This is a genomic window from Eubacterium sp. (genome assembly GCF_057858645.1).
On record NZ_DBLZZO010000019.1, the window covers coordinates 40,346 to 53,457 of the forward strand.

Genomic DNA, 13,112 nt, shown 5'->3' on the forward strand with positions numbered 1-13,112 from the left:
ATACCACGTTGCAGATCAGAATAAATTTAAAGAGGAGATTGCAATGGGTGTAATTAACAAAATTATTGGCACGCATAGTGAGCGTGAATTAAAAAGACATAAGCATACATTAGACAAGGTTTTAGCTCTTAAACCTGAAATGGAAAAATTAACAGATGATGAAATGAGAGCAAAAACAGAAGAATTCAAGAAAAGATATGCAGAGGGGGAAACATTAGACGATTTACTTCCTGAAGCTTTCGCTTTAGTAAGAGAAGCAACAAGAAGAACTCTTGGAACAGAACATTATCCTTGTCAGATAATGGGTGGTATTATTCTTCACCAGGGACGTATAGCAGAAATGAAAACAGGTGAAGGTAAGACACAGACATGTTTGCTTCCGGCATATTTAAATGCATTAACAGGAAAGGGAGTTCATATCGTAACAGTTAATGAATACCTTGCTACTCGAGATGCTGAATGGATGGGACAGGTTCATAGATTTTTAGGACTTACAGTTGGTTGTGTCCTTTCAGACATGGAACATGAAGACAAGAAAGCAGCTTATGACTGCGACATAACATATATTACAAATAACGAACTTGGATTTGATTACCTTAGAGATAACATGGTTGTATACAAGGAACAGTTAGTTCAGCGTGGATTAGCTTACTGTATTATCGATGAGGTTGACTCTGTTCTTATTGATGAAGCAAGAACACCACTTATCATTTCAGGTCAGAGTGGTAAGTCTACAAAGCTTTATGAAATGTGCGATATTTTAGCAAGACAGATGGAAAGAGGAACAGCAAGTCCTGAATTGAGCAAGATGGATGCCCTTATGGGTGTTGATATCGAAGAAGATGGTGATTTCTTAGTAAATGAAAAGGATAAGATTATTAACCTTACAGCACAGGGTATTGCAAAGGTTGAAAAATTCTTCCACATAGATAACTATGCAGATGCTGAAAACTTAGAATTACAGCATAATGTTATTTTAGCTTTAAGAGCACATAACTTAATGCATAGAGATCAGGATTACGTTGTAAAAGACGACGAAGTATTAATCGTTGATGAATTTACAGGTCGTATAATGCCTGGCCGTAGATATTCTGATGGACTACATCAGGCTATTGAAGCAAAAGAACATGTAAAAGTTAACAGAGAAAGTAAGACACTTGCTACAATTACATTCCAGAACTTCTTTAACAAGTATGAAAAGAAGGCTGGTATGACAGGTACAGCCCTTACTGAAGAAAAAGAATTTAGAGATATTTACAGCATGGACGTTGTTGAAATACCAACAAACAGACCAATTGCCCGTATTGACCACGAAGATGCAGTATTTAAAACAAAGCGTGGTAAATTAAAAGCAGTAGCTGATGATATCGAACAGTCACATGCAAAAGGACAGCCTGTTTTGGTTGGTACAATTAACATTGATGCTTCAGAAGAGATTAGTGATATCTTAAAGAAACGTGGTATACCACATCAGGTATTGAATGCTAAATATCATGAAAAAGAAGCAGAAATTGTAGCACAGGCAGGACAGCATGGAGCAGTAACTATCGCTACTAACATGGCTGGTCGTGGTACTGATATTAAACTTGATGATGCAGCAAGAGAAGCAGGCGGACTTAAGATTATTGGTACAGAGCGTCATGAATCACGACGTATCGATAATCAGTTAAGAGGTCGTTCAGGTCGTCAGGGAGATGTTGGTGAATCTAAGTTCTACATCTCACTTGAAGATGACATTATGAGACTTTTTGCTTCAGAAAAATTAATGTCAGTATTTAATGCATTAGGGGTACCTGAAGACGAAGAGTTACATCACAAGGCGCTCACAAGTACAATTGAAAGAGCTCAGAAGAAGATTGAAGGAAATAACTTTGGTATAAGAAAGAACCTTATGGAATATGATAAGGTTAATAATGACCAGAGAGAAATCATATACGCTGAAAGAGCAAGAGTTCTTAACGGTGAAAACATGAGAGATGCAATAATCAAGATGATTAACGAAATTATTGAATCTCAGGTTGATATGTTTGCAGGCGATGATCAGTCACCAAAAGATTGGGATATTGCAGGTTTAGTTCAGTCATTATTTGAAATTATTCCATTTAAGTTAAAGAGCAAACCGGAAGAACTTGAAAAATATACAAAGTCTGAATTCAAACAGAAATTAAAGGAAGAAGCTTTGAAATTATATGAAGCAAAAGAAGCAGAATTCCCAGAACCTGAACATATTAGAGAACTTGAAAGAATTGTCCTTCTTAAAGTAATCGACCAGAAATGGATGGATCACTTAGATGACATGGAACAGTTAAAACAGGGTATCGGTCTTATGGCTTACGGTCAGAAAGATCCGGCTGTTGAATACAAGATTCAAGGTTTCGAAATGTTTGGCTATATGATTGAAAACATTAAGATTGATACTGTAAAGACTTTATATCATATTCAGGTTGAGCAGAACGTTGAACGTGAAGAGGTAGCAGAAGTTACAGGAACAAACAAAGATGACTCAGATGGAGTTAAGAAGCCAAAGCAGAGAGTTGAAGCTAAGATTTATCCAAATGATCCATGTCCTTGTGGAAGTGGAAAGAAATATAAGAACTGTTGTGGACGTAAAGCATAAGTTCATATAATAAAAATTACGAGAAGGCGGGGATTACCCGCCTTTTCTTGAAATTATAAAACAACAAGTGAGGGAATATTGTGGTTGAATTTGAACAATACAAATATGAGTGGAACCAGTACAAAGATAAAGTAAAAGAACTTGCAGCTTCTTTTGATATTGAAACAAAAGAAAACAGAATACGCGAAATTGAAGAAGCAATGGAACAACAGGAGTTTTGGGATGATGTTGAAAAATCGCAGAAGCTGATGAAGGAATTGAAAAATCTTAAATCTCAAATAGACACAATTTCAAAAATCCAAAGGGATTATGAAGATATTGGAATTTTGATAGATATGGGCAATGAAGAGGAAGATGCGTCTATCGTTGAAGATGTAAAAGAACAGTTAAATGAATTTATAGAAAATTTTGAAAAAACAAAAATAGACACTCTTTTATCAGGAGAATATGACAAATGTAACGCAATTCTTAAATTAAATGCAGGAGCCGGTGGAACAGAATCCTGCGATTGGGCAAGTATGCTTTATAGAATGTTTACAAGATGGGCAGAGTCAAAAGGTTATAAGACTGAAGTTTTAGATTTTTTAGATGGTGACGAAGCAGGAATAAAGTCAATAACTTTTCAGGTTAATGGAGAAAATGCCTATGGTTATTTGAAATCTGAAAAGGGAGTTCACAGGCTTGTTAGAATATCACCATTTAACGCGGCAGGCAAAAGACAGACTTCATTTGTATCTTTAGATGTAATGCCGGATATTGAGGAAGATTTAGATGTGGAAATTAATGACGACGATATAAGAATTGATACATATAGATCAAGTGGCGCAGGTGGACAGCATATTAACAAAACATCATCTGCTGTTAGAATTACTCATATGCCAACAGGCATAGTTGTTCAATGCCAGAATGAAAGATCACAGCTTCAGAACAAAGACAAGGCAATGAAAATGTTGAAGGCAAAATTATACATGCTAAAAAAACAGGAAGAGGAAGAAAAGCGCTCAGGAATCAGAGGTGAAGTAAAAGAGATTGGCTGGGGCAACCAAATAAGGTCTTATGTAATGCAACCGTATACTATGGTCAAAGATCATAGAACAAACGTGGAGGTTACTGACGTTAACAAGGTTTTAGATGGCTACATTGATCCTTTTATTAATGGATATTTGAAATGGATTAATACAGCTAATGAGGAAAGTTAGTATTATAAACCACTTTAACACTTTACCGAACTACCACAATATTGCATAAAAACCCATGTAATTTATTAAAAAAATTAATAAATATGCAATAATTTGTTATGAAAACAAAGTAAACAGCTTAAAATTAGTTGATAAAAATATTTAACCATGCTAAAATTTACGAAGAATTTGCACCATGAAGGGCAGAAACACAATTAAGGAGGAAATATGATAAAGGTAGCAATCTTAGGATACGGAACAGTAGGTTCAGGTGTATTTGAAATTATAAATGAAAATAAAGAGCTTATTACTGCAAATGCAGGTGAAGAAATTGATGTAAAATATGTATTAGATTTAAGAGAATTTCCGGGAGATCCATGCGAAAGCGTTTTAGTACATGACTACAATGTTATTTTAAACGATCCTGAAGTAGAAGTAGTAATTGAAGTAATGGGTGGGTTAAAACCAGCGTATGATTTTGTAAAATCAGCATTACTTGCAAAGAAGAGCGTGTGTACATCTAACAAGGAGTTAGTTGCAAAATACGGTGCAGAGCTTATTAAGATTGCTCAGTCAAACAATAGAAACTTCTTATTTGAAGCAGCAGTAGGTGGCGGAATTCCTATTATCCGTCCAATGAACATGCATATTACAGCAGATAAGATTTGTGAAATTACAGGTATATTAAACGGTACAACAAACTATATTCTTACAAAGATGGATAAAGAAGGTGCTGATTTTGACAGCACATTAAAGAAAGCACAGGAATTAGGTTATGCAGAACGTAATCCTGAAGCTGATATTGAAGGTTATGATGCAGTTAGAAAGATTGCAATTTTAGCTTCATTAGCAAAAGGAAAGACAGTTGATTTTGAAGAAATTTACACAGAAGGTATTTCAAAAATTACAGCTGAAGACTTTAAGTACGCAAAGAAAATGGGCCGTTCAATTAAGTTATTAGGAAAATGCAAAAACGAAGATACAGGTGTTGTATGTTCAGTAGCGCCAAGACTTTTAGCACCTGACCATCCATTATACAACGTTAGTGGTGTAACTAACGGTATTTTAGTACGTGGAAACATGGTTGGTGATTTAGTATTTATCGGTAGCGGTGCAGGCAAACTTCCTACAGCAAGTGCGGTAGTATCTGACGTGGTTGATAGCGTTAGACATTTGAATGTTTCTACAACTGTAATGTGGAAAGAAGAAAAGCTTGAAGTTGAAGATTTCTCAAAATCAAAGAAGAAGTTCTTTGTTAGAACAACAAAGTCAAAAGAAGAAGTTGAAGCTGTATTTGGAAATGTAGAATACATTGATGCAGGAATTTCAGGAGAAATCGGTTTTGCTACAGAAAAATTAAGCGAACAGGATTTTGATGCAAAAGCTGAAAAATTAGGAAATGTAATCTCTAGAATTAGAATTGAAGGATAATAAAAGATAAATTAGGAGGCAGGTTATGAAAGAAACAAAGGTTGTAAAGTTTGGTGGTAGTTCACTAGCTGATGCAAACCAGTTTAGAAAAGTTGCAGATATTATTTTAGCAGATCCAACAAGACGTTTTGTTGTTGCATCAGCACCGGGTAAACGTTTTGTAGAAGATATTAAAGTTACAGATATGCTTTATAACTGTTATGAATTAGCTTCAGAAGGTGAAGAATTTGAAGAACAGTTTAATCTTATTAAGGAAAGATATAATGGAATTATTGAAGGCTTAGGCATTCAGGATTTTTCGTTGGACGAAGATTTTGACATTATAAAGGGCGCATTCTCTCATATGGCAGGTAGAGATTATGCAGCCAGTCGTGGTGAATTCTTAAACAGTAAAGTATTAGCCAAATTTTTAGGCTTTGATTTCATTGATGCTGCAAAATATATTTTCTTCAATGAAAGAGGAGAATTTGATTGGGATAAAACATCAGAAAAGTTAGCTCCAAAGCTTGCAAAATCTGAATATGCAGTGATTCCGGGATTTTATGGTTCTATGCCTAACGGAACTATCAAAACATTTTCAAGAGGTGGTTCAGACGTAACAGGTTCAATTGTTGCCAGAGCAGCAGACGCAATGATTTATGAAAACTGGACAGACGTTAGTGGATTTTTAATTTGCGATCCAAGAATTGTAAATAATCCAAGTCCAATTAACACAATCACATACGCAGAACTTAGAGAATTAGCATACATGGGAGCTACTGTTTTACACGAAGATGCTATCTTCCCTGTTAGAGCAGCAGGTATCCCTGTAAATATCAAAAACACAAACTGCCCACAGGATAGAGGAACTATGATTGTTTCAGAAACTGCTGAGCCATGTGAACATATTATTACAGGTATTGCCGGCAAGAAGGGTATGTCAGTAATTAATATTGAAAAGGACAAAATGAACAGTGAAGTAGGCTTTGGTAGAAATGTACTTCGTGCATTGGAAAAGAGCAATGTAAGTTTTGAACATATGCCATCAGGTGTAGACACAATGAGTGTTGTTATTCAGACAGATGCATTAGCAGGAAAGGAAACAGCTATTCTTGACGAAATCCGTTCAAGAGTACATCCTGACCAGTTATTTATTGAAAGTAACCTTGCCCTTATTGCAGTAGTAGGTCGTGGAATGAAGAGTGCCAGAGGTACAGCTGCAATCTTATTCACAGCTTTAGCAGAGGCAAGAGTTAATATTAAAATGATTGACCAGGGATCTTCAGAACTTAACATCATTATCGGTGTAGCAGAAGAAGATTTTGAAGTTGCATTACGTGCAATTTACAATGCATTCATTAAAGTAAAAAAATAAATAAGTAAAAAAGTAAATTTTATTAACGTTAGTATTTTGTGAAGAATAAGTTATTAACAAACTTGACAACATAATAACAAAGTATTAACATTAATGTGAAAATTGAATAAAGTTCTTCGGGGTAAGGTGCAATTCCTAACCGGCTGTGATTGCTTAAGCATAAGTCAGCGAGCCTATTGGCATGATATGGTGAGAATCCATAACCGACAGTAAAGTCTGGATGAGAGAAGATAGAATATAATTACTGTTACATGCAGTAGTAAAAACAGCAACTGAAGAAATTTTGGTTGTTGTTTTTTTTTGGCTCTTTGTCAAGCTTGGGGGTAATCACTCACATAAAGTCGTGTGTGATTTCTTATTAAATAAAAAACGTCCCGCTAGGGATGTCCACCCCAGCGAAAAGAAAAAAGTTACTAAAGTAACCTGCGCTTGGTGTGTAAAATTTCGCAAGGGACATTCTTTGTTACATTAATGTTATAGATTGGAGGTAATATAAATGAAAAAAACTTTTACAACAAAAAACATAGTTTTAATAGCGATGTTTTCAGCATTGGCTTTAGTTTTACACTTATTTGATTTTTCGATTCCTGTAATTGCACCGGAATTCTATAAATTAGATTTAAGTGAAATTCCTGTACTAATTGGTTCATTTATAATGGGACCATTGGCAGGCGTGTTTATTGAAGCAATAAAAATATTATTAAAATTATTAGTAAAAGGAACATCAACAGCCTACGTTGGAGATTTGGCAAACTTCATAATTGGTTGTGCATTTGTTGTTCCTGCAAGTTTAATATACAAGTATAAGAAAACAAAAATGGGCGCGTTCATTGGAATGGCAGTAGGTATACTTGTAATGGCAGTTGCTGGAATTGCCATTAACTATTGGGTTTTAATTCCTTTTTATGTAAAAGCTTTCGGCATGCCATTAGATGCAATTATTGGAATGGGAGCAAAAATCAACGGAGCTATTTCTAACAAATTTACATTCGTCCTTATTTGTGTAGGACCGTTTAATATTTTAAAAGGTGTAATCGACAGTTTAATCACAGCCGTTGTCTACAAAAGAATCAGTTCATTTATAAAAGAGATTGGTTCAAAAAAATAAAAATATTGACTCTAAAAAAATAAGTATATGGCTAAATCAAAACACAATCGTCAAATTAAAACATAGAAAAATTTGAAAAACACAGAAATATTGTTTATACTAATCAGTATGGCATATTTCTGTGCTTTTTAATGTAATAGAAATTTCAAAGAAGAATATGTCACAAAAAGCATTACGCTAGGATGTATCCTAGTATGAAAACAAAGTTAACCTAAATATATTGGAGGATAGATGATATACGAAACAAATTCCGAAAAGGAAACTTTTGAATTAGGAAAAAATCTGGGTGAGCAAGCAAAGGCTGGTCAGATTTTTTGCCTAAATGGAGATTTAGGAGTTGGAAAAACTGTGTTTACTCAGGGATTTGCAAAGGGACTTGGCATTGAAGAAAACGTCAACAGTCCAACATTTACAATTATACAGGTATACGAGGAGGGGAGAATTCCTTTATATCATTTTGATGTATATAGAATTGGTGATCCTGAAGAAATGTATGAAATCGGATACGAGGAATATTTTTTCGGAGAAGGCGTATGCCTCATAGAATGGTCAAAATTAATAGAAGAATTAATACCTGAGGAAGCAATAAATATTGAAATAGATAAAAATCTTGAAAAAGGTTTAGACTATAGAAAGATTACAGTGGAGGGACTATGAGAATATTAGCAATAGACAGCTCTGCAATGGTGGCAACAGTTGCCGTGACAACAGATGGAGTTTTAAATGCAGAATATACAATTAATCACAAAAAAACACATTCTCAAACATTGCTACCAATGATAGATGAAATGTGTAAAACAATTGAACTTGATATGAAAACAGTAGATGCTATAGCAATATCAGGAGGTCCCGGTTCTTACACAGGACTTAGAATAGGTAGTGCCACAGCAAAAGGCTTCGGCTTGGCGCTTGGTATTCCAATCATAAATGTTCCAACAATGGACGCTTTGGCGTACAATATGTTTTCGTCACAGTATATTGTTTGTCCAATTATGGATGCGAGACGAGGACAGGTTTATACAGGAATTTATCAATTTGAAGGCACAGAAATGCAAACAATAAAAGAACAGTGCATTATGATGCTTGAGGACTTAATTGAAGAATTAGATAAAATAGGTAAAGCTGTGATTTTCCTTGGCGATGGTGTTGAAAAAGGAAAAGAAATTATTGACGCCCAAATGAAGTCAGAGCATTACTATGCACCTGCATCTATGAATGGACAGAAAGCTTCAAGTGTGGCAGCCCTTGGTGAAATCTATTATGCTCAGGGAAAAATTGAAAAAGCGGCAGACCATAAACCTGAATATTTAAGATTATCTCAGGCAGAGAGAGAACTTAAAGAAAAATTAGCCAAAGAAAAAGCGCAGGCAGAAAAATAAATCTGTGTGAAAAGAAATAAAACAAAAAATTAATTAAAATACAACAGAGATTAATAATGAAAAAAAGATAAAAATTTTAATTAAAATTAAGCAGAACAAAATTTCGTAGTGAAAATACAAAAAAGTAAGAATTAGGCTGAAGCATAAAATATAATATAAAGAGTAGGACTAAAATATGGAACAGGAAAAAATAACAATTAGAAAAATGAACATAGAGGATATTCCTGCTGTTTTTGAAATTGAACAAAGCATATTTTCTATTCCCTGGTCTGAAAAATCATTTAAAGATTCTCTGGAAAGTGAAAATACCAATTTTGTAGTAGCTTTGTGCAATGATGAAATTGTAGGCTACATTGGTATGTATGTATTTGGAGAAGAGGCTGATATATCAAATGTTGCAGTCTCTCTTAAACACAGAAGAAAGCATATTGCCCAGAATATGCTTGACTATATCTTTGATTGGTCACAAAATAAAAAAATAAAAAATCTCACTTTAGAAGTAAGAGAAACTAATGTGCCCGCAATAAAACTATATGAAAAGAATGGTTTTAAGGAGGCCGGCATTAGAAAAGATTATTACGAAAAACCAAAAGAAAATGCAGTTATAATGTGGAAACAAAATCTATAAAATACATTACTTTCCACTATTATTTTACCTGTGAAACCTATAAAATAAAAAATGTTTATTTTAGGAGGAAGTTATGAGAAGATACGAAGATGAAAAATTAGTGGAAGTGACTTGCAATAAATGTGGGAAGAAATTAATCGTAGAAAATGAAATTATAAAAGAAGGCAATTTTACTGTAGAATATAAATGGAACTATTTTTCAAACAAAGATGGAAGAGAACATTTTTTTGATTTGTGCGAAGAATGTTACGACAAAATAACGGGAGAATTTTTAATCCCTGTAGACCACAGGGAATATAAAGAATTGTTATAGAAATTCTGATTTCAGATAGCAACAAAGAATATAAAGCATTATTGTGAAAATTCTAATTTCTGAGAATGACAGGAAAAATAAAGAACTTATTTGGAATTCCTGTAGGTAGTAAAAATAAAGAGTAACTGTAGAATTGCAGAAAAGAAAGAGGAAGAGAATGTTAGACGTATGTTTGTTAGGTACAGGAGGAATGATGCCAATTCCCAGAAGATGGCTGACATCTTTAATGTGCAGATATAATGGAAGTAACATATTAATTGATTGTGGGGAAGGCACACAGGTTGCGGTAAAGCAGAAAGGCTGGACCTTTAAACCAATTGATGTAATATGCATAACACACTATCATGCTGATCACATAAGTGGACTTCCAGGCTTACTGCTTACAATGGGAAATGCTGAAAGAAAAGAGCCACTTACAATGATTGGACCAAAAGGCTTAGAAAGAGTTGTAAGGGCACTTAGAACAATTGCACCTGAACTTCCTTTTGATATAAAGTTTATTGAATTATCAGAAGATTTGGAGACAATCCAGTTTGAAGAATACAGAATAAAAGCTTTTAAGGTAAAACATAGCATAACATGTTACGGATATTCAATTGAAGTGGACAGAAGCGGAAAGTTTGATGCCACAAAAGCAAAAGAACTGGATATACCAATAAAAAAATGGAGTCTTTTACAAAAAGGCGAGACAATCGAGGCAGACGGCCGGGTTTTCACACCTGATATGGTAATGGGACCACCACGAAAAGGTTTAAAAGTAACATATGCAACTGACACAAGACCTGTTGCAAACATTGCTAAAGCTGCAAAAGATGCAGATTTATTTGTGTGCGAAGGAATGTATGGAGAACCTGATAAAGAAGAAAAAGCGAAAGAACACAAACATATGACTTTTGTGGAAGCTGCAAACATCGCAAAAGAAGCCAATCCAAAAGAAATGTGGCTGACACACTACAGCCCATCTCTTGTAAAACCTTGGCTTTATTTAGATACGGTTACAGACATTTTTCCAAATGCAAAGACAGGAAAAGATGGGATGTCTGTTGATTTAATGTTTGAAGATTAGAAAAGTAGAGGTATTGTTTTGAAAGATATAAAAATATTAGCAATTGAAAGTTCGTGTGACGAAACAGCAGCAGCAGTTGTTGTTAATGGAAGAGAAGCGCTATCTAACGTCATATCTTCACAAATAGATTTACATACATTATATGGAGGTGTAGTACCTGAAATAGCTTCAAGAAAACATATTGAAAACATTAACTATGTTATCGAGAAGGCTTTATCAGATGCTAAAACAACATTAGATGAAATTGATGCAATAGGAGTTACATACGGACCAGGGTTAGTAGGCGCACTTTTAGTGGGAGTAGCGGAAGCGAAAGCTATATGTTTTGCTAAAGATATTCCTTTAGTTGGAGTACATCATATTGAAGGACATATTTGCGCCAATTATGTGGAAAACAAAGAGTTAGAACCACCATTTGTATGTCTTGTTGTATCGGGTGGTCATACTCACCTTGTTGTGGTAGAAGATTATGGCAAGTATAAGATTCTTGGAAAAACAAGAGACGATGCCGCAGGAGAAGCCTTTGACAAAGTGGCAAGAGCAATAGGCTTAGGATATCCAGGTGGTCCTAAAATAGATAAAATTTCAAAGGATGGAAATCCGCATGCATACGAATTTCCTAGGGCAAAAATAACTGACAGTGTATATGACTTTAGTTTCAGCGGTTTGAAATCTGCTGTACTAAATCAGCTTAACTTGTCAAAAATGAAAGGCGAAGAAATTAATCCTGCAGACGTGGCTGCATCATTCCAAAATTGCGTGGTGGATACCTTGGTAACACGTGCAATGCATGCGCTTGAAGAAACAGGCATGAAAAAGTTTGCAATAGCAGGTGGGGTGGCTTCAAATACAGCCATTAGAAAAGCCTTTAAGGAAGAATGTGAAAAACGTAATGTAGAATTTTATCATCCATCACCTATTTTATGTACAGACAATGCTGTTATGATTGGCTCTGCAGCATATTATGAATATATTAATGGAGTTCGTTCCGGTTGGGACTTAAATGCAATACCAAATTTAAAATTAGGAGAAAGATAATGAAAATATCAGCTATTGTACTTGCAGCAGGAAGTGGCAGTAGAATGCAAAGCAGTAAAAAGAAACAGTTTATGGAAATAAAAGGGAAGCCTCTTGTATGGTATTCCCTTTTTGCGTTTGAAAAATATGGAGTAGATGAAATCATACTGGTAACAGGTTCGGAAGATATAGACTTTTGCAAAAAAGAAATAGTAGAAAAATATAATTTTACAAAAGTAAAAGACATTGTAGCCGGCGGAAAAGAAAGATACGAATCAGTGTATAACGGTTTAAAACATATATCAGGAGACATTGTACTTATTCACGATGGCGCCAGACCTGTATTAACAAATGAAATAATAGAAAGAGGCATTAATGGCGCAATAAAAGATAATGCCTGTGTTGTTGGTGTACCTGTTAAAGATACAATAAAAATAGTAAATGAAAATAATGAAGTGGTAGACACACCAAACAGAAACACGTTGTGGATAACTCAAACCCCGCAATGTTTTAAGACAACTATGATAAAGGAAGCCTATCAAAAAATGATGGCATTAAATGCTGAAAATATTACTGATGATGCAATGGTAATGGAACAGTTTGGACATGCAAAAGTAAAATTTGTAGAGGGAGATTATAAAAATATAAAAGTAACAACTCCCGAAGACATATCTGTAGTAGAAAATTTCTTACAAGATTAAGAAAACGAAAACGCTATAGCAATCCATTTGGCATTTAAATAACAAACAGGCTCCCAATTTTCCCTTGCATGTAGGCATAGAGTGATAAATGAAAAGTCATTTATACGAATTGCTCCGCACATAAGTGCTCCCCCGATTCGCCCCCTCGCTGGCATATCGCTCTCCATTAGAGAGCTTATAGGCTCGTGAGAAGGGGTATAAAAAATCCAAATTTTTCCCTTTATGCAAGCATAAAAGAAAAAATTATACTTTTTACACTATAAATTACACTATAAATGACAAAAAAAGTGTTGACAGATAAAGAAGCATTTGATATTATA

At 34.6% G+C, this 13,112-nt stretch carries 12 protein-coding genes and 1 riboswitch; all 12 genes read left to right on the plus strand.

The annotated features are described in order from the left end of the window. Positions 1–43: 43 nt before the first annotated feature. The 12 genes from secA (at position 44) to ispD (ending at position 12,792) form a co-directional block, all read left to right on the plus strand. Positions 44–2,617 (plus strand): preprotein translocase subunit SecA, encoded by a 2,574-nt coding sequence (gene secA / locus ACZM4J_RS07965; RefSeq protein WP_302689847.1) that lies wholly within the window; start codon positions 44–46, stop codon positions 2,615–2,617. 80 nt (positions 2,618–2,697) lie between these two features. Beyond that, a complete protein-coding gene (gene prfB, locus ACZM4J_RS07970) occupies positions 2,698–3,816 on the plus strand; it encodes a peptide chain release factor 2 (RefSeq protein WP_022165273.1) in 1,119 nt (372 codons plus the stop codon). A 207-nt stretch (positions 3,817–4,023) separates the two neighbouring features. Continuing rightward, positions 4,024–5,226 carry a homoserine dehydrogenase gene (locus tag ACZM4J_RS07975; RefSeq protein ID WP_022165274.1) on the plus strand — a complete coding sequence of 401 codons (1,203 nt, stop codon included), beginning with the start codon at positions 4,024–4,026 and terminating at the stop codon, positions 5,224–5,226. 25 nt (positions 5,227–5,251) lie between these two features. Further along, a complete protein-coding gene (locus ACZM4J_RS07980; protein WP_022165275.1) occupies positions 5,252–6,580 on the plus strand; it encodes an aspartate kinase in 1,329 nt (442 codons plus the stop codon). 108 nt (positions 6,581–6,688) lie between these two features. After that, a riboswitch (FMN riboswitch) is annotated at positions 6,689–6,816 on the plus strand. A gap of 260 nt (positions 6,817–7,076) precedes the next feature. Further along, positions 7,077–7,688: an ECF transporter S component gene (locus ACZM4J_RS07985; RefSeq protein ID WP_022165276.1), complete on the plus strand. Its 612-nt coding sequence runs from the start codon at positions 7,077–7,079 to the stop codon at positions 7,686–7,688. Between the two features lie 231 nt (positions 7,689–7,919). Next, positions 7,920–8,345, plus strand: coding sequence for a tRNA (adenosine(37)-N6)-threonylcarbamoyltransferase complex ATPase subunit type 1 TsaE (gene tsaE / locus ACZM4J_RS07990; RefSeq protein ID WP_022165277.1), 426 nt, complete (start codon positions 7,920–7,922; stop codon positions 8,343–8,345). Further along, positions 8,342–9,067 carry a tRNA (adenosine(37)-N6)-threonylcarbamoyltransferase complex dimerization subunit type 1 TsaB gene (gene tsaB, locus ACZM4J_RS07995; RefSeq protein ID WP_412335667.1) on the plus strand — a complete coding sequence of 242 codons (726 nt, stop codon included), beginning with the start codon at positions 8,342–8,344 and terminating at the stop codon, positions 9,065–9,067. The genes tsaE and tsaB overlap by 4 nt, the downstream gene beginning before the upstream one ends. A gap of 175 nt (positions 9,068–9,242) precedes the next feature. Further along, the gene (rimI, locus tag ACZM4J_RS08000) at positions 9,243–9,695 is read left to right on the plus strand and encodes a ribosomal protein S18-alanine N-acetyltransferase (protein ID WP_022164508.1); all 453 of its coding nucleotides are present in this window, start codon (positions 9,243–9,245) and stop codon (positions 9,693–9,695) included. Positions 9,696–9,768: 73 nt separating this feature from the next. Continuing rightward, positions 9,769–10,008 (plus strand): hypothetical protein, encoded by a 240-nt coding sequence (locus ACZM4J_RS08005; RefSeq protein WP_022164509.1) that lies wholly within the window; start codon positions 9,769–9,771, stop codon positions 10,006–10,008. 157 nt (positions 10,009–10,165) lie between these two features. Further along, on the plus strand, positions 10,166–11,074 hold the full coding sequence (locus tag ACZM4J_RS08010; RefSeq protein ID WP_022164510.1) for a ribonuclease Z: 909 nt from the start codon (positions 10,166–10,168) through the stop codon (positions 11,072–11,074). 18 nt (positions 11,075–11,092) lie between these two features. Continuing rightward, positions 11,093–12,112 (plus strand): tRNA (adenosine(37)-N6)-threonylcarbamoyltransferase complex transferase subunit TsaD, encoded by a 1,020-nt coding sequence (gene tsaD, locus ACZM4J_RS08015; protein WP_022164511.1) that lies wholly within the window; start codon positions 11,093–11,095, stop codon positions 12,110–12,112. Continuing rightward, positions 12,112–12,792, plus strand: a complete 681-nt coding sequence (ispD, locus tag ACZM4J_RS08020; RefSeq protein ID WP_022164512.1) for a 2-C-methyl-D-erythritol 4-phosphate cytidylyltransferase — start codon at positions 12,112–12,114, stop codon at positions 12,790–12,792. Before tsaD ends, ispD begins: the two co-directional genes overlap by 1 nt. The last annotated feature ends 320 nt before the right edge of the window (positions 12,793–13,112 follow it).

Bases quoted from the DNA above. Each gene is read 5' to 3' on its own strand.
- secA (WP_302689847.1), top strand. From the start codon at position 44: ATGGGTGTAATTAACAAAATTATTGGCACGCATAGTGAGCGTGAATTA.
- ACZM4J_RS07975 (WP_022165274.1), top strand. From the start codon at position 4,024: ATGATAAAGGTAGCAATCTTAGGATACGGAACAGTAGGTTCAGGTGTA.
- ACZM4J_RS07980 (WP_022165275.1), top strand. From the start codon at position 5,252: ATGAAAGAAACAAAGGTTGTAAAGTTTGGTGGTAGTTCACTAGCTGAT.
- ACZM4J_RS07985 (WP_022165276.1), top strand. From the start codon at position 7,077: ATGAAAAAAACTTTTACAACAAAAAACATAGTTTTAATAGCGATGTTT.
- tsaE (WP_022165277.1), top strand. From the start codon at position 7,920: ATGATATACGAAACAAATTCCGAAAAGGAAACTTTTGAATTAGGAAAA.
- tsaB (WP_412335667.1), top strand. From the start codon at position 8,342: ATGAGAATATTAGCAATAGACAGCTCTGCAATGGTGGCAACAGTTGCC.
- rimI (WP_022164508.1), top strand. From the start codon at position 9,243: ATGGAACAGGAAAAAATAACAATTAGAAAAATGAACATAGAGGATATT.
- ACZM4J_RS08005 (WP_022164509.1), top strand. From the start codon at position 9,769: ATGAGAAGATACGAAGATGAAAAATTAGTGGAAGTGACTTGCAATAAA.
- ACZM4J_RS08010 (WP_022164510.1), top strand. From the start codon at position 10,166: ATGTTAGACGTATGTTTGTTAGGTACAGGAGGAATGATGCCAATTCCC.
- ispD (WP_022164512.1), top strand. From the start codon at position 12,112: ATGAAAATATCAGCTATTGTACTTGCAGCAGGAAGTGGCAGTAGAATG.